Here is a 16,713-nt window from a genome sequence, read left to right on the forward strand (position 1 = left end):
AAACTTGAAGGAACGATATGTCCTATCTGGCCTGGATAGATTTTGACCCGGACGAGCGCCGGCGAGCGCAGACTCTTATTGATCTGTTCAAGCAGCCTGAGGCGCGGGATGAGCTCGGCCTAGGGACCGTTCGTGACGCGATAGCCGACTTGCTCTTCCCGGGTACGAGCACGATTCAAACCCGACTTCGCTATATGCTGTTCATCCCATGGATCTATCGCGAGGCACAACGTCAAAAGGGCACGCCTGCCGAGCGCGTCGCATTCGCACGCGACCTTGAATTTCAATTGAGCGAGGCGCTCTTGGCGGGTGGTGAGACGACCGGCGTCATTGGCCGCGACGCGGGCAGAAATCTTAAACGTCTTGCGTCCAGCGTCTATTGGGCCGGTCTTCATACACTTGGAATCCGGTCAATGGCTGGTACCCCGAACACCTTTCTTTCCTACGGACCTGAAAGTCTTCGGGATCATGACCTGCGGCTTTGGTCGTCAAATCTTCCAGAGCCGCCGGACGGCTTGTTCAAAAAGTGCGACTTTGACCTCGATGGCGAAGAGGCGGATTTTCTTAGGGACCGTTTCGCCATCAGCGCGAAGTCGAGCTTGCTCAATGAGCTCGCTGCCGACGGCGGAGAACGGAACGAACAATGGCCATGGCAGATTGTCGCGCGAAACATATCCGATGCGAACCGTGCAATACTCGATCATGCGGAGCGTTTCTCCGGCGTAATGTACGGTGCGAGCGTGCTCTACAATCTCCTTTTAGCGCGCCGCGCCGGAGACAATCCCAATGCGAGCAAGCACGCTGAGGCCGAAGAATTATGCGGCCGCTACACCGATGAGCTCGAGGATTGGCACAACGGCCTGCAACAGCTCAAATTAGATGATTGGGATGTGGATGGCCTTTTTGCACTTATCGGACGAACGAGTCATAATTTGCGGCCGCCGACGCGCTCGTTCATTCGAGAATGGATAGGTCTTGCGCGGGAGCAAGGCGTCGCGCTTCAGTCTGACAATCGTGCAATCGAGTTGCTCAAGCGCCGGGAGCACGGTTTGAAGCGCGGGAAGGCACGGTTGCTTCACGATGGGCCGCTTGAACGATGGTCGGGCGCATCGGGACATGCGCGACTGGATTTTCGCTGGGGAATTACCCGAAGCTATTTGACGGAACTGGTCGATGCAGCCTGATCCAGCTTTTGACCCAGAAAATCGAGAGCTCTACACGGCTATGATGCGTGCGCCCGATGGCTACCGCTTCGATCATGCCGTGGCGACCACTTATTCACTCGATTTTGAAACGGCGCTCGCAATTCCCATCGCCATTGTGTTTCGAGATGCCGAAAATCGCGACGAGATGCTTCGGAGTCCGTTGGCTTTGCTGCAAAGCGTCGAGCGGATGGCGGAGCGCATCGCAATCTACTGCGACCGCGGGCGGATCAAGTCCGCCAACCCCAACGCCGCGCGGCTTATGGCGCTATATGAGAAGAGCATAGTGGAAGTTTCGGCGCCCGGTGGCGGCGCCTTCCACCCGAAACTCTGGTGCCTCCGCTTTCAGCCCGAAAAGAGAGGCGAGCCGGTCCGCATGAGGCTGGCCATCTTGTCTCGTAACCTGACCAATGATCGGTGTTGGGACCTCGCGCTCTGCCTCGACGGCACGGTGGATTACGATGAGGAAAATGGCTCTAATGAACCGATTGCGAGGCTTCTTAGAGCGCTTCCAGGATTGGCTAATCGTTCGACCCGCCCGACCGAACCGGCGTTTCTTCGCTCGCTGGTCCGTGATCTTCAGCATTGCTGGTGGAGCGATTTGCCAGCCGGAGCGACCCGCATTAGCTTTGCAGTGAACGGCTTGGGTACAGAGCGATGGGAGCCTAAAAAGGGCGAGCGAATAGCCATTCTATCGCCTTTTGTAAGCAACGAGGCCCTGAAGTGGTTGGTCGACGGATATGCCGAACCTGGCGCCTCCCAGCTTATTGCGCGACCGGAGGAGCTGGACTGTTTGAACTCGAGCGTTCGATCGCTGTTTCAAGTCCAGACCCTTGATAGCCGCGCGACGGAATTTGAAGAAGGGGATGAGGAGGCCGCAGATACCGGCAATCTCGAAGGTCTTCATGCAAAGGCTTATGTCGTTGAGCGCGGTTCGCGTCTTCACATTCACCTTGGTTCAGCCAATGCAACAGTGGCGGCACTTGTCCCGACGAAGAGCGGGCGGACGCAGAATGTCGAGGTCATGGCTGAGCTCGATGGACCGAAAACCCGGATGGGAACCATTGAGCAGGCGCTCTTCTCAGAAGGCTTCAAGCGCCTGTTGATACCGTACGAACCGTCCGAGGCTCCAACCGAAGACGCGCGATTGGCGGCCGAAAAGCTTCTCGATCGCCTGCGGCGGGAAATTGCGGCCGTGCCTCTGGATCTCAATTGTAACGAGCTGGGTGATCTGGTCGGCCTCGAGGTTTCCGTTGCCGGAGCCGTGCCAGTCGTCGAACTCCCGGACGGCGTCGCCTGCTTCCTTCGTCCGATTACCGTTGCCAATCTGAGCGGGCATGATGCGGCGGCCTTGTTTCAGGCACGGGTTCCCCTCGCTGTTGGTCACTTGCCGTTGGGTGATGTCACCCGGTGGCTGGGGGTGCGCCTGCACCATCAGCCGACGAACATGGAATGCTCCTTTACGCTCGGTGCGCGCCTTGTCGACCTCCCTGAGGGCCGGGATGCTGCAGTGCTCAGCGCGCATATTGCGAACGCGGAGAATTTTTTTCGGTATCTTAGCCTTCTGCTGGGAAGCCTGGGCGAAGGCAGCTTCCTCGAAGGCGAAGCCGCCGGTGAAGGGCAGTGGCTACAGCGCTTCGGACAGGGCGGAAGCTCGTTGCTGGAGCCAATGGTCCGCGCGCTTAATATGGGCGGCGATGAGCTGAGGGAGATCGATGCGCTACTCAGGCGTCTGGATAGCCCCGAGGGCGATGGGAATATCGTTCCAGAGGAGTTCAGGGAACTATGGGCGAGCTTCGCGCCACTTCTCGGATCATCGAAGGCACGCCGATGACCTATAAAGCTGACCCTCATCTCGCCGTCCTGAAACCCTTTCAGCGTGCTACCGTAGACTATGTCTTTCGGCGATTGTTCTCGGAGCCATCGCCTACCGATCAGTTTTTGGTCGCCGATGAAGTCGGGCTCGGAAAGACGATGGTCGCGCGAGGTCTCATCGCGAAGACAATCGAGGAACTGACTGGCAAGGTTGACCGGATCGATATCGTTTATATCTGCTCCAATCAGGCGATAGCAGAGCAGAATATCAAGGCGCTCAACGTCGTCGGCTCCGATGCGAAGCCTCTGAATACACGGCTCACGCTTCTGCCCCTGGAGATTGAACGGCAAGGCGGCATTGCTTCAAGGCCGGTGAACCTGATTAGCCTGACACCGGGCACTGCGCTTGATTTGAAGTCGTCACTTGGAACAGCGACGGAGCGGGCACTGATCTTCGAGATGCTCAGAAAGCGTATCGGATTACGACATAGAGGCGTGCAGCGCATTTTTCGCGGCGGCGTGGCAGAAGAAAACTGGCCCGGTTGGATTGACTGGATTCGCGAGCAAGACATTTCGGCTGATATCACGCAGCTTTTCAATGCTGCTGTTGATGATGGCTTGATCGAGCGGATTCGGACGGCGGCGGAAATTGCCCGGAGCCGTCAAAATCCGCATTATTCGCCCGACCAGCGTCCGGCCGCTCTCATTGGAGAGCTTAGGCGCATACTTGCCCGAGTTTGCGTCAATGCGCTGACTCCTGATCTTATCATTCTGGATGAATTCCAGCGATTTGCCGAGCTTTTGCACGAGCATGATGCGGACTTAGCCCCTGAGAAGGCCGCTGCAGCTGAACTGGCGCGCGCGCTCTTTTCCTATCGCGGAGACGATGGCTCAAAGGCGCGCCTGTTGCTGCTTTCGGCGACGCCTTACCGGATGCTCACGATCAGCAGCGACGATGCCGAAGAGGGTGACCACTATAAGGACTTCCTCCGAACGATGCGGTTTCTGTTCGGCGATATCGACGGTGAACGCCGCGTGCGCGACCTTGAGGTGGAACTCGCTGACTTCCGGCGAGCGCTGCAGTCGATGCCGGCGACCAAGCAATTCGCGCGCGATAGGCGCGACAAGCTCCACTCCACGCTATCTCAGGTGATCGCCCGGACCGAGAGAGTTGACCGAACCGAAGATCGCAACGCGCTCGTGAGAGAATACCGGCCTAAGCTGTCGGTCGAAACGGGCGATCTTGAGGAGGTCAGAGAGGTGTCCAAGATCGCCGATCTGGTGGGTGCGCCTTCCGTGATCGAATATTGGAAATCGGCCCCATATCTCCTCAATTTCATGCGAGGGTATAAGCTACGCGACAAGCTTCAAGCCTTGAAGCTTCGGCCAGCCAAAGAGCTGCGGAGCGCCATTCGGAACGTCCAGGGCCACCTGATTACCAAGGAGCAGATCGAGGCATATGACGAGCTTCCGCTTCGCAATTCCCGGATGCGTGCCCTAGCGGGAACGGCTTTCGGGGAGGGACTCGACAAGGCACTCTGGATCCCGCCCTCGCGCCCTTCATTCGGCGAAGCCTCTGCTGCTACCAAGTCACTTGTGTTTTCAGACTGGTCGATGGTTCCCGACGCGATAGCGGCGCTCCTTTCTCATGAGGCAAGCCGACGCATGGGTATGTCTCCGGAGTCTGCCAGCCGGACTGGCCGGCCGATCGGCGTCGAAGAGCTTTTGCCGATGCTTTGCCCTTCGCCGGCGCTTGCCACTTTGGTCGATCCATTGGCGCTCGAGGCAAGGTTTGGCCGAGCGACTCATCGTGCCGAGTTGCTTGCCCAAACGCGACAAGTTCTCGCCGAGAAAATGGACGCTTCGATCCTCGAAAGAATGTCGGGTCGCTCTGACCGGCTGCTTCCTCTCCTTGTGGACATCGAATTGGGAAGTGCGGTCAATTGGGAGGACTTGGCGGCGTTCGAGCATGAAGGGCATGATGACCATGAAGCAATGGCTAGGACCATCACGGCCATAATCGACGCGCTCGGGAGTGAAGATCATCAGGGCGACGCCGACTCTCGACAATGTCTCGACATGCTTGCGGAGCTTGCCCTCGGTTCGCCTGCGACGTGCGCGCTCCGGGCGCTTGCGCGCGTGTGCCCGGAGCTTGATCCTGACGATCCCGAACTCCTGGGCGCTGCCATGGCGATCGCGCTCGGTTTTCGAAGTCTCTACAATCAGCCCGAAACCCGAGCGCTTCTCGAGGAAAACTCGCCGGTCAATTACTGGCGATTGATTTCGACGCATGCGTCGAGCCACGATTTGCAAGCCGTCCTTGATGAATATTTGCATCTGTTGGTCGAGGCCGAGCGCGCCGAGCAATATGCACCGGGCGAGCGAGCCCATCTCATTGCTTCGAAATTGATTGAGGTTGTCGCGCTGAGGCCCGCCCAGATCACGCTGGATCACTGGACTGCTGGGCGCTCGCGATTGCACGATGAGACGTTCGAGGTCAGAGCGCGCTTCGCGATGCGATTTGCGACACATGCAGAAGAAGAGAAGGGGATTCGGCGAACCGCGCTGGTGCAGGCAGCCTTTAAATCGCCATTTCGGCCATTTGTTCTTGCCTCGACTTCAATCGGACAAGAGGGTCTCGATTTTCATCCCTATTGCGCTCGAATTGTTCATTGGAACCTTCCGCGAAATCCGGTCGATATCGAGCAACGAGAGGGACGGGTGCATCGCTTCAAAAGCCATGCGGTGCGGCGCAATGTAGCGGCGGTCCAAGGCGGAACCGCGGAGTTATTGTCTACGCAGCGGTCGCATTGGACAGCGATGTTCTCCGCGGCTCAAGCCGATGAAATCGCTTCCGGTGGAGCCGGAGACATTATCCCGTACTGGATTTACCCTGGCGGCTCGAAGATCGAGCGCGTCGTCCTCATGCCGCCCTTCAGCCGCGAGGTCGAACGCTATGACAATCTGAAAAAGTCGCTGGCGACTTATCGTCTCGCCTTTGGTCAGCCAAGGCAGGACGAACTCATCGAACTATTCTCGGGGATGACCGAAGAAGAAATCGCCGAGCTATCTTCGCTCCAGCTATCCCTTCGTCCGCCCGAGGATGCGATAGGATAGGCGCTCGCACCGATTTGGGGGCAGACGGATCGACCTGTCGCCATCTCAAGGCTTAAATCATTGAATTATGGGGTCGATGGTGCCGCTTACAGGACTCGAACCTGTGACCCCATCATTACGAATGATGTGCTCTACCAACTGAGCTAAAGCGGCAACGAGGGGCGCCTCTACCAGCGTGCCGATGGTAAGACAAGCTCCTCGCGCAGAATCTGTTTTCGATCATACCGGCCGTGTTTGAGGGCCCCGCGTGGCTGCATTGGCCCGGCCGCATGGCATTTTCCTCTTTTAAAATGGGCTTCTGGCATCGGGCGCCCCTCCACACCCCATTTCAGGAGCTTATCAAACATGCCCACAATGTCGGCAGAACGGCCATCCCACATATCCGTCAATGACGAAGCGGAGACCGTCCTTCGGCCCAAATTGAAGCGTGGACCCAAGCCTAAGCCGATTGTCGAATTCCCCGAGCCGTCGGCCGAGGACTGGACCGATCCACCGACTTTTCCGGAAGCGCTCGCGCTGCACATGATGCGGCACGGCGACAGCTGCAATCATCTCCATCGCGCCATCATCCGTCCCGGCGACAAAACCGACCGCAAGACGATTCAGACGTGGGCTGTCGGTGCAAAATCTCCGGGGACCATAGAAAGCCTTGCTGTCCTCGAAAGAATCGAGCGCCGCTATCGCCTCCCGGCGGGCTATTTCCACGCGAAGCTGGACCGGACCGGCCGGGCCGCTGCGCGGCCTGCCATTGCGAAACTTACGATCGCCGAGCGTCGCCGGCTTGCTTGGCACCTTCCGAGCGATTTCTCGAAACGCCCCAAGCGCGAGCGCGAGGAGATATTGGCGTGGGTGCGGTCGGTGATCATCGAGGGCGCGACAGATTATCGGCGCTTCCAGCGCGAAGCGACGCAACAGCGCTTCTCGCTTCGTTTTCCGGGAATCATTGGCAAGGGTCGTGTTCGGCAGGGTGGCGGCTCCGGTAAGGCTGATCCGGACGAGGGAACGGAATTGGTCTGCCGGGATGCACCTTTGCATCTCCAGCAAGAAGTTGGTCGCCTCATCGCGTTCAAAACCTCGACCCTGGCTCCTTCCGGGCTTCTACGCCAAGGCATGTGGGGCGAGGAGACGGCGTCGCAGAAGCTGGAGCATCTCGGGTTGCTCTTCGGCGCGTTGCGGTCTCCGGCCGACGGCGAGATCAAGGGGCTCGGCGTTCCGATCGATCGGCTGTGCCTCGCCATGCTTCTCTTCCCGTCTCTTTGGGACTGGTATCTCCATTGGCGCGAAGATCGCCGCGGTTTCTACACGAGCTGGGAAATCAATATGCTCGACTTCGCGCTCTCGCTTGCGAGAGACAAGACGGGCTGGATGCGGCAGCACTCTGACCTCGCAGATGCGCTGCAGCCCGTTGAAGGTTTGATCTCAGCTGCGGATGTCGATGAGGCGCGGCGGGACTGGGATGCGGTCTGTGACCGCTTCACCATCTATGCGCTGAATCGAAAGAAGGACGTCCAGCGCGTCGCGAAGGTTCATCGCGATCCTTTCGAGCCCATATTGCCCATCCTCGAAGCGGAGAGCCCTGTCGGCGAATATCGCAAGATCACCGAGGAGATACTCGATCGGATGCCTAGTGCACGTCGGTATCCGAAAGCCGCGGCCGAGGCCTTGCGCGCTTTTCTGATGCTGCGTTTCGGACTGCACCTTGGCCTGCGGCAGAAGAATCTGCGCCAGCTTCGCCTCTGCGTCCGGGGCGGGCACCACAGCAGCGAGAAGCAGCTCGAAAGGCTGAAGTGCGGTGAGCTGCGATGGAATGATCTGTCGGGCGGATGGGAGGTCTTTATTCCGGCGGTTGCCTTCAAGAATGCGTCCTCATCCTTTTTCAGCCGCAAGCCTTATCGCCTGCTGCTGCCCGATCTCGGACGGCTCTATGAGTTCATCGATCTCTATCTGGAGCGGGATCGGCAAATCCTGCTTGGGGGCGCCGAGGATCCGAAGACCTTTTTCGTGAAGTCTGCCAAGCTGACCACCAAAAATGCTGCATATAGTCAGGTCGGTTTCTACGATGCCTGGCGCTTGGCGATCCAGCGTTATGGGATTTACAATCCTTATACCGGCCGTGGCGCGATCAAGGGCTTGCTTCCGCACGGTCCGCACAATGTGCGCGACGTTCTGGCTACCCACGTGCTCAAGAAGACCGGATCATACGAGCAGGCCGGCTACGCCATTCAGGACAGCCCGGAAATAGTCGCGAAGCACTACGGCCGATTCTTCCCGCACGATAAATCGGCGTTGGCAGCGGTTGTGCTTAATCAGGCTTGGGAGACCTGACGGGAATTGAATTCGTCAGTAGATGGAGCGCGGCCTCAAATGAGCGCGCACTGGCGGCGGCAGGCTGCCGCCAGAGGTCACACGTTTGCTTGGGTTGCCGCGCGGCGCTCTTGGCTCGCTGGTCTTGGCGGGGCGGCGGCAAAGCACATCTGCGCGCGCACGCCGCCCCGCCTGCGGCTCCGCCAAGGGCGCGTCTGTTCTCCGATGTTGACGCCGCGCTGACCGCACGGCGGCGTTGTCGTTGGCCGGCCACGGACAGCGTGGCAGTCGGCGCGCGGCTATGGGACCGCTCGGCCGGTGCGCAAGCCGCCGCTGCGCGTCGGCTCCTCCACTTCGTTTCGGCCCTGTGGGTGCGCGCCATCCTTTGGCGCGGTCCCGTCGCGTTTTCTCGCCGCCCGCCCCGCCGTCCGGGGCCGGGTGTGGTTGAAGAGAAGGAAGAAAGTCATGAAGCTGGATTTCATCGATCTGGGCAATCTGTCCATCGCAGCCGCCAACATGCGCGGGAAGGGGAAAGACCCCGACGTCGCAGACCTTATGCCGAGCATCCGCGCGCGGGGCGTGCTCGTTCCGCTGCTGGTGCGTCCGAACTGTGCGGACGGTCATTACGAGATCGTCGCGGGGCGTCGGCGTTTTACCGCCGTCGGCGCAGTGGCGCGTGAGGGTGGGACGGTACGGCCCATTCCCTGCGCCATTCTCGACGAGGGCGACGATGCCGACGCGCTCGAAGCCTCAATGCTCGAGAATCTCGCGCGGGTGCAGCCCGACGAGGTCAGTCAGTGGGAAGCGTTCGTCGCGCTGGTGAAGGCGGGAAGGTCGGTGGAGGAGGTCGCGGACAGCTTCGGGTTCGAACCGCGGGCGGTGAAGCGCATCCTTGCGCTCGGCAATCTGCTCCCCCGCATCCGCACCCTCTATCGCGGCGGCGAGATCGATGCGGGCACCGTTCGTCACCTGACCCTCGCATCGAAGAGCCAGCAGAAAGCATGGCTGGCGCTGTTCGACGATGAAGGCGCCTATTGTCCGACCGGCCATCAGCTGAAAGCGTGGCTGTTCGGCGGCACGGCCATTGCGGCGAAGCACGCGCTGTTCGATGTCGCGGAAGCGAAGCTCGCTGTCGTGTCCGACCTGTTCGGCGAGGACAGCTTCTTTGCCGACGGCGATGCCTTCTGGTCGGCGCAGATGGCGGCCATCGAGGCGTGCAAGGCCGCCTATCTCGAAGCGGGCTGGTCCGATGTCGTCGTCATGGCGCGCGGCGACTGGTTCCGGTCATGGGATTATGCCCATGCGGGCAAGCGCAAGGGCGGTCGTATTTATGTCGAGGTCCGCGAGAGCGGCGAGGTGACCTTCCATGAAGGCCTCGTCACCACCAAGGAAGCGAAACGCCTTTCGAGCGGCGGCGGGAGCGACGAGGGCGATGCCGTGATCGCCAAGGCCGTTCGTCCCGAAGTGTCGGGTCCGCTGAATGCCTATATCGACCTTCATCGCCATGCGGCGGTGCGCGCCGATCTTGCAGGGCATGGCGGCGTCGCGCTGCGGGCGATGCTCGCGCATGTCATCGCGGGCGCCGATCTTTGGCGCGTTGATGTCGAGAGCCAGCGCGCGCCGAAGGAGGATATTGCCGAGAGCGTCGAGACGTCTTCCGCCGAGACGGCCTTCGACCTCAAGCGCCGTGCGGTGCTGGCGGTACTGGGGTTCGACGAGGAGGCGCCAACTGTCACGGGAAGGCCGCTGAACCGTCCCCCTTTTGCACCGCTGTTTGCTCGGCTGCTGGACCTTCCCGATCCGGTGGTGCTGGAGATTGTGGCGATCGTCATGGGCGAGACGTTGCAGGCGGGCAGCGAGGCGGTGGAGATGATCGGGCTCCATCTCGGCACCGACATGCGCCAGCATTGGTCGGCGGACGCGGTCTTTTTCGACCAGCTTCGCGACCGCGAAGTCCTGCTCGCCATCGTAGGCGAGGTCGCGGGACCGGAGGTCGCGGCAGCGAACGCCGGTGAGAAGGGCAAAGCGCTGAAAGCGATCATCGCCGATTGCCTTGAAGGGGCGAACGGCCGAGCGAAGGCCGAGCTATGGGTGCCGCAGTGGATGGCGTTTCCGCCTTCGGCCTACACGACGCGGGGCGGGGTCGGCAGCGTCAAATCGGCGCGGCGGGTCGCGCACGAGCTTGCGGCTCCGGCAGCGTCCGAACCCGATGCGGAAGACGGACAGCCTTTGGCAGCATGAGAAGACGGCGGGCGGCTTTGGTCGCCCGCCATATTTTTCTGCGGGCGCAAAATGACGCGCCGACCTTGTGGGCCGGCGCGGCGTTCATGATTGGGGCGGGCCGCCGCCGCAAGCGGCGACGGCCCGCGGTTCAGCCAATGAAAGAGGCGGCGCGAAGTTGCCTTCGCGCCGCCCATACGAGGATGCTGCATCCTTCGCCCCACCATCCTGACTTGCCGGGGTCGCTAATCGCCAAGCCCGGACGGAAGTTGGCGAGCCCGATATTATCGGTTCTGACCCTAGGATTGTACGAAAACGCCAAATCGCATGCCTAGGGCGTGGTTTTCTTGCCGCCCGATTGAGCCGATGGGAGGGCGGACGGCCAACGCGAGCGCGGCCAATCTGATCGAAGCCACAGTCCGCGGTTAGATCGCTTTTTCACTCAAGTTCTGGCGTTTGATCGTTCACGCCGATAGCTCGGGATTGCTCCACCTGCTCTGCAAAACCATCCCGGCGACGGGCGATCTGACCTGCACCGGCGCGGCGTCCCGCGAAAGTGCGGCGGCGCGATTATTTCCCCGCGTGCTGCGCACGCTCCTCGCGGCCGCTTCGCTCCAAATAATCGCGCCGCCGCACTCCTCCGCTTTGCTGCGGCCCTTCGGGTTCGCGGCACGCCTTACGCGCCGGTCCCTGGTCCGCCCATGCCGCAGGGATGGTCCCGCGGTACTTCAAGGAGACGACCAATGGCAGCAATCGGCTTTGTGAACGGCACCATCGAAACGGGTTTCGTGGGCCAGCTGAAAACCCTCTCGATCCGCGCAGCGATCGAAATCCGGACCAACCGCTCGAAAGCGGGCGATGTCCAGCCCGACTACCGGGTCTATTCCGAAGGCGTCGAGATCGGTGCCGGCTGGATCCGCGTCGGACAGGTTTCGGGCGAACCCTATGTCTCGCTGAGCCTCGCCGCTCCCGAGTTCGGGCCGCGTCGGCTCTATGCGAACCTCGGCCGCGCCGCAGGGCAAGATGGCGAGGATGGCTACGCCCTCATCTGGAACCCCGCCGACTGAGGCGGACTTCCACCCGCGCCGCGGATGCGGCGCGGGGCTTTGCCGTGTCTGGCCTTCAGGCAGCGTCGCGATAGCGCTCAAGGTCGGCGAGCGTGAACGAGACCGGATTGCGGAGCCAGAGCTCGACTTCGCCGACGCGCCAGCCGCAGCAGCGCTCGGCGAGCTTGTGCTGCGGCGGGAAGGTGCCGGCGGCGATCTTGCGATACAGGGTGGCGCGGCTGAGCCCGGTGAGATCGAGGACTTCGGTAAGCCGCATGAGACGGAGGGGAGATTGATATGCCATGCGATTTTTCTCCATATGTCGGGGGATCATATTGCGACGGGAGATCATAGAAGGGGATCGGGGCTGCCTTCGTCAACACCGCAGAAACCCGCCCTTTTTGCTATCGCAAGATGGCGTAGGGCCGTGGGCATCCATGGGCGTCCGTGGAGGTTCGCGGGCTGTATTGGCGTAGCTCGAACTTTTTTTCTCACAGCGTCTCGCGGATGACACCGCCCAAGGGGAAATGAGGCCGTCGTTGACGGCCGCGCCCGAAATGACGCGCCATAACCGGCGCGGCGATGATCTGATTCGCGTGGGACGAGGGCGCCGCTGGCGCGCATTCGGTCGCCGCGTTGCGGCGGCGTAGATGTCCCGGCGCTGCGGGGACGGAGGTGGGCGTCACTCGCCTTAGCCCCACCCGGTCGGGCCGCAACCCTGCGGGTCCTCCTCTTCGTTTCGGTCCTTCGGATGCCGCCCGCCCGATGATGCGGGTCTGCCGGCTCCTTCCTGCCGCCCACCTCCGCCCCCTTCCGGGCCGGGGTGCGGTGGCTGGAAGGAGCAAGGATATGCGCAAGGAACGGATCGAGAGGGCGAGCCTCTATTCGGAGGTCACCAACCGGATCATCGTGGAGCTCGAAGAAGGGCGGCTGCCATGGGTGCAGCCTTGGGACAGCGCGGCATGTGGATGCACCATGCCGCAAAATGCCGGAACCGCGCGGCGCTATACCGGCATTAATGTCCTGATCCTGTGGGCCGAGGTTGTCGCCAAGGGCTATGCGTCGCAGCGCTGGCTAACTTACCGGCAGGCCGAAGCCGCAGGCGGCAATGTCCGGCGCGGCGAGAAGGGCACGGTCATCTGCTATGCCGATCGCTTCACGCCCAAGGCGGAAGCCGAAGCCGCGCGCGGCGACGAACGCGAGGCGCGGCAGGTGGCGTTCCTCAAGCGCTTCGTCGTGTTCAATGTTGATCAATGCGAGGGACTGCCCGAGGCCTATATCGCGCCGATGGTCAGTCCCGATCCGGTGATTGCCATCGGCGCGGCCGACGCGCTGATCGCCGCGAACGGCGCGCGCTTCCAGATTGGCGGCAGTGAAGCCTTTTACAGCCCGAGCCATGACTTTGTGGCTGTGCCGCCGCAGGCGGCGTTCCATGAACCGATCAACTGGTATCGGACGGCGCTGCATGAGCTTGGTCATTGGACGGGCCATGGCAGCAGGCTCGACCGCCACCAGAAGGGCGGGTTCGGATCGGACAGCTACGCGAAGGAGGAACTTGTCGCCTTATCTGGACAGTCTGCACCGTGCCTGACGCTTCATTGAAGGGTATCGTCCGGGCGCGACGCAGGGGGGCATCAGGCCGGATGAAGCGCTCCCAATAAGCTGGCGTAGTCCGGCCTGATGACCACCGTCCCGCAGGCGCGCAATGGGTGCGTTCTGGATTCGGGAGGGGGTTCGGGGGAGGGACTGGCAAGCTGTGGATATTTCAGAAGAACCGATCTCCATCCAGGAACGCCGTGAAGCAGATGGACTGGACGCCCACATTCCGATCATCCTGCGCGATGGTACGATCTATGATCCTGATCTCGATCGCTACTTCCTCGATCTGCCGCTCAACGGCGCGCGTTCGCGCCACTCGCTGCGGGCACACGGCTACGATGTCCTGGTCTGGTTGCGGTTTCTGGGTTCGGCTCGCCGCAAGACCGTCTGGCAAGCCGATACCGATGATGTCGGTGCGTATCATCGGGCACGCCGGCGTAGTGACGCCGAGTTCCGGATATCAGCCTCGTCGTGGAACCGGGCGGTTGCATCGCTGGACAAGCTCTATCGATGGGCCGAGCGCGAGGGCCTGGTCGAGCGTACGCCATTCACCCATCGGCAGATCTGGCGATGGGTGAATGGCGGTCGGCGCGCTGCCATCGCCGGGCATAACGAAGCTTATGAGCGGGCTGCGCGCCGGTCCGATGTGCGCTTCGTCGATCTTCCCGCCTACCATGTATTCCGAGACGTCGGCCTGCGCGGCCTGACCGTCGAGGGAGCTGAGCGCCCGGGAGCGCGCGACCGCAATGGTGCACGCAACGCGCTGTTCGCTGACCTGCTGGTCACCACCGGTTTGCGTCTCGAGGAAGCATCCTTCCTTCTCGCAGCGGAGATTCCCGGCGGCGATGTTCGTGTAGAGCGCCAACGCCGGGTAGAACTGCCGGCGGCCCTGACCAAGGGCGACCGGGGCCGGACCATGCTGCTACCGCGTCGCCTGCTGCCCGTATTCGATGCATACATTGCGGTCGAGCGCGCATCGGCGCTGGCCAAGTTCGCCTCACGTCGAGGTTGGGAGGCCATCGACCGCCCGATCTTCATACACCGCCCACCCACCGCACCGACCGCTTTGCACCTCGTGGGTGGCGGCATGATGGATATGGAAGTCGTCACACCGGATGAACGGGCCAGGCTCGTGATTTGTGCCGACGATGGCACGCCAGGTGAGGCGGCAGTCCTCTGGCTCACCGAGGTCGGGCAACCGGTGCTGCCCAACTCGTGGGAAGCGATCTTTGCCCGGGCGAGCCGTCGATGCACGGATGCCGGTATTTCCGTTCGCGTCAGCCCCCATCAGCTCAGGCATTCGTTCGCCGTGCACATGCTGGCGATGCTGATCCAGCGGCGCCTCGGCGAAGTTGCTGCACCGGCAGGCGCCATGGACGGCTATCGCCAGTTGCTCGGTGATCCGCTGCAGCAGGTGCAACGCCTGCTCGGCCATTCCAGCCTTGCCACCACGTCGATCTATCTCGATCACATTGCCACTCGTGCCGATACCGTCGATGCGGCGGTGGAAGAGTTGCTTGCGCGTGTGCCGGGCTATCTCCGGCCATGACCGCCGCTCCTCGTAAAGGTCGCAAGGTCGGGTTCGAGGGCCAGACCACAGAGCCCGAGCCCGACCCATGGCTGCAGATCAGCACGCTGCGCTTCACGATCGCCCCGCCGTATGGGGGCGAGGTTCTTGTCGATTTCACCAGACTGCACCCACGGGGACTGGCACTCGCCTTTGCCCGAGGCCTGTTCATGCTGGTCGCTCCACGCGGGCCCGTAACGGTTCGCTCCTCCATCAAGACATACATGACCCAGCTGCCGAGCTTCTTTGCCTATCTTGCTGGGACTGGTGATCGGATCTCCGGGCCGGCCGACCTGCGAGCCAGCCACATCGATGGATACGAAGCGTGGCTCGAAGCTCAGGGCAAGTCGCGGGGCCACGCGCCGACCTTTGTCGCCAAGGTCGTTTCCGTGCTTCGCCGGATCGCTTCCGATCAGCCTGATGTCATCGAGGCGGGCTTGAGTGAGCGGCTTCGCTACGTCAGCTCGCAACCTTACGCCCCGCCACGCCCACGCGACGCCTACAGCCCGTTCGTTGCCCGCCAGCTCCGCGACGCGGCCCGCATCGATCTGGTCGCGATCGAGGCCAGATTGCGGGCTGGCCCATGCTTTGGCGAGATTCGGGAGATCGAGGCAACTGCCCGCAAGGCGCACGCCGCGATAGAGGCGCGTGGGATCCTCAGGCATCGCGACCCTGAGTGGATGGCACTCTATGCCAGGCGTTGGAAGCGCGGCCTCTGGAACGCGGATTTCAGCATGACGCTGCACAGCGCTCATTACCTGACGTCCGTCGATATCGTGCCGCTGCTGGTCCTGCTTTCGCTGGAGACCGGGCTTGAGCTCGAGTGCTGCAAAACGCTGACCGTCGATTGTTTGCGCAACGCCTCGGGCGGTACGGTGGAGATCGCTTACACCAAGCTTCGCGCACATGGCGCCGAACACAAGACCATCAGGGTGCGAGACGGTGCCTCGTCGACGCCGGGAGGGCTGATCCGGCGCATCATCGCACTCTCGGCAAGCGCGCGGGCCCATAATTCCAGCGATTGCCTGTGGGTCTATTACCAGGCCGGTGAGATCGTCCACGGCATTCGCCATCCGCGCTCGACCATCGATGCATGGACCACGCGCCACGCCATTGCCGATGACGCGGGCAGACCGCTGTATCTGCGCCTGTCCCGGCTCCGTAAAACGCACAAGGCGCTCTGGTATCTCAAGACCGAAGGGCACATGGCACGGTTCGCCGTCGGCCACACGATCGAGATCGCAGCGCGGCACTATGCCGATGTTCCCTCGCTCAGACCCCTGCATGAGCAGACCGTCGCCGACGCCCTCGAGGAGGCAGTCGCCGGTCCCCGAGTCATTCCTCCCTCCGAGGAAGATCATCTGCGCAGTCGAGCCGCAAGCGCGGACCAGATTGCCGAAGCGCCATCGGTTGCCGTGCTCGACGGAGAACAGGACGTATGGCTGGCGAGCTGCGGCGGCTTCTACGCAAGCCCTTTTGCCGCAGCTGTCGGCTCTCCATGTCCCACGCCGTTCTGGGGCTGCCTCGATTGCAAAAACGCGGTGATCACTGCGCGCAAGTTGCCAGCGATCCTCGCGTTTCTCACCTTTGTCGATGAGCAGCGCGCAGGCATGAACACGAACGAGTGGGCGGCCAAGTTTGGTCACGCCCGTGAACGCATCGTCCGCCAGATCCTGCCTGCCTTTGGCGATGACGCGGTGGCTCAGGCTCGCGCGCGGCTCGCCGCCCAGCATCCCATTGTCTATCTGCCGCCCGAGGCCCGGGCATGACTGCCGTATCCTTGCCGGCCCATGACGACGGGGCGCGCGAGACGCTTCCCGTACTCATGTCGGTTCCGTTGCGG

General features: G+C 61.9%; 10 protein-coding genes and 1 tRNA gene. 9 read left to right on the top strand and 2 right to left on the bottom strand.

The genetic code is table 11. The features are described 5' to 3' along the window. Positions 1-17: 17 nt before the first annotated feature. Genes JNM03_RS16945 through JNM03_RS16955 form a run of 3 tightly spaced genes read left to right on the top strand, consistent with a single transcriptional unit; the run spans position 18 to position 6,134 of the window. Positions 18-1,184: a DUF6361 family protein gene (locus tag JNM03_RS16945; protein ID WP_294038422.1), complete on the top strand. Its 1,167-nt coding sequence runs from the start codon at positions 18-20 to the stop codon at positions 1,182-1,184. Then, positions 1,174-3,036, top strand: a complete 1,863-nt coding sequence (locus JNM03_RS16950) for a phospholipase D family protein (RefSeq protein WP_294038424.1) — start codon at positions 1,174-1,176, stop codon at positions 3,034-3,036. The genes JNM03_RS16945 and JNM03_RS16950 overlap by 11 nt, the downstream gene beginning before the upstream one ends. Further along, on the top strand, positions 2,988-6,134 hold the full coding sequence (locus tag JNM03_RS16955; RefSeq protein WP_294038426.1) for a helicase-related protein: 3,147 nt from the start codon (positions 2,988-2,990) through the stop codon (positions 6,132-6,134). The genes JNM03_RS16950 and JNM03_RS16955 overlap by 49 nt, the downstream gene beginning before the upstream one ends. Before the next feature lie 77 nt (positions 6,135-6,211). Here JNM03_RS16955 and JNM03_RS16960 read toward each other — a convergent pair. Then, positions 6,212-6,287, bottom strand: a tRNA-Thr gene (locus JNM03_RS16960). 192 nt (positions 6,288-6,479) lie between these two features. Between JNM03_RS16960 and JNM03_RS16965 the strand changes: the two genes are divergently transcribed. The 3 genes from JNM03_RS16965 (at position 6,480) to JNM03_RS16975 (ending at position 11,725) form a co-directional block, all read left to right on the top strand. After that, positions 6,480-8,459, top strand: coding sequence for a hypothetical protein (locus tag JNM03_RS16965; RefSeq protein WP_294038428.1), 1,980 nt, complete (start codon positions 6,480-6,482; stop codon positions 8,457-8,459). Between the two features lie 444 nt (positions 8,460-8,903). Next, positions 8,904-10,679, top strand: a complete 1,776-nt coding sequence (locus tag JNM03_RS16970; RefSeq protein ID WP_294038430.1) for a ParB/RepB/Spo0J family partition protein — start codon at positions 8,904-8,906, stop codon at positions 10,677-10,679. Positions 10,680-11,401: 722 nt separating this feature from the next. Further along, positions 11,402-11,725 carry a DUF736 family protein gene (locus JNM03_RS16975; protein WP_054731593.1) on the top strand — a complete coding sequence of 108 codons (324 nt, stop codon included), beginning with the start codon at positions 11,402-11,404 and terminating at the stop codon, positions 11,723-11,725. A gap of 55 nt (positions 11,726-11,780) precedes the next feature. Here the strand turns inward: JNM03_RS16975 and JNM03_RS16980 are convergent, their stop codons facing one another. Next, entirely contained in the window at positions 11,781-12,008 is a 228-nt protein-coding gene (locus JNM03_RS16980; protein ID WP_257549186.1) for an AlpA family transcriptional regulator, read from the bottom strand. Positions 12,009-12,553: 545 nt separating this feature from the next. On the opposite strand from JNM03_RS16980, the gene JNM03_RS16985 reads away from it, so the two are divergent. From JNM03_RS16985 to JNM03_RS16995, 3 genes are all read left to right on the top strand, one after another. Next, positions 12,554-13,306 (top strand): ArdC family protein, encoded by a 753-nt coding sequence (locus JNM03_RS16985; protein WP_294038436.1) that lies wholly within the window; start codon positions 12,554-12,556, stop codon positions 13,304-13,306. 103 nt (positions 13,307-13,409) lie between these two features. Then, the gene (locus tag JNM03_RS16990; protein WP_294038437.1) at positions 13,410-14,852 is read left to right on the top strand and encodes a site-specific integrase; all 1,443 of its coding nucleotides are present in this window, start codon (positions 13,410-13,412) and stop codon (positions 14,850-14,852) included. Beyond that, the gene (locus JNM03_RS16995; protein ID WP_294038438.1) at positions 14,849-16,639 is read left to right on the top strand and encodes a hypothetical protein; all 1,791 of its coding nucleotides are present in this window, start codon (positions 14,849-14,851) and stop codon (positions 16,637-16,639) included. The genes JNM03_RS16990 and JNM03_RS16995 overlap by 4 nt, the downstream gene beginning before the upstream one ends. The last annotated feature ends 74 nt before the right edge of the window (positions 16,640-16,713 follow it).

Origin of the sequence: Sphingopyxis sp., assembly GCF_016793825.1 — a bacterium.
Lineage (GTDB): Bacteria > Pseudomonadota > Alphaproteobacteria > Sphingomonadales > Sphingomonadaceae > Sphingopyxis.

Excerpts from the sequence above, each read along its gene's own strand:
- JNM03_RS16980 (WP_257549186.1), bottom strand. The coding sequence starts at position 12,008 with ATGGCATATCAATCTCCCCTCCGTCTCATGCGGCTTACCGAAGTCCTC.
- JNM03_RS16990 (WP_294038437.1), top strand. The coding sequence starts at position 13,410 with ATGGGTGCGTTCTGGATTCGGGAGGGGGTTCGGGGGAGGGACTGGCAA.
- JNM03_RS16985 (WP_294038436.1), top strand. The coding sequence starts at position 12,554 with ATGCGCAAGGAACGGATCGAGAGGGCGAGCCTCTATTCGGAGGTCACC.
- JNM03_RS16965 (WP_294038428.1), top strand. The coding sequence starts at position 6,480 with ATGCCCACAATGTCGGCAGAACGGCCATCCCACATATCCGTCAATGAC.
- JNM03_RS16970 (WP_294038430.1), top strand. The coding sequence starts at position 8,904 with ATGAAGCTGGATTTCATCGATCTGGGCAATCTGTCCATCGCAGCCGCC.
- JNM03_RS16955 (WP_294038426.1), top strand. The coding sequence starts at position 2,988 with ATGGGCGAGCTTCGCGCCACTTCTCGGATCATCGAAGGCACGCCGATG.
- JNM03_RS16975 (WP_054731593.1), top strand. The coding sequence starts at position 11,402 with ATGGCAGCAATCGGCTTTGTGAACGGCACCATCGAAACGGGTTTCGTG.
- JNM03_RS16945 (WP_294038422.1), top strand. The coding sequence starts at position 18 with ATGTCCTATCTGGCCTGGATAGATTTTGACCCGGACGAGCGCCGGCGA.
- JNM03_RS16950 (WP_294038424.1), top strand. The coding sequence starts at position 1,174 with ATGCAGCCTGATCCAGCTTTTGACCCAGAAAATCGAGAGCTCTACACG.
- JNM03_RS16995 (WP_294038438.1), top strand. The coding sequence starts at position 14,849 with ATGACCGCCGCTCCTCGTAAAGGTCGCAAGGTCGGGTTCGAGGGCCAG.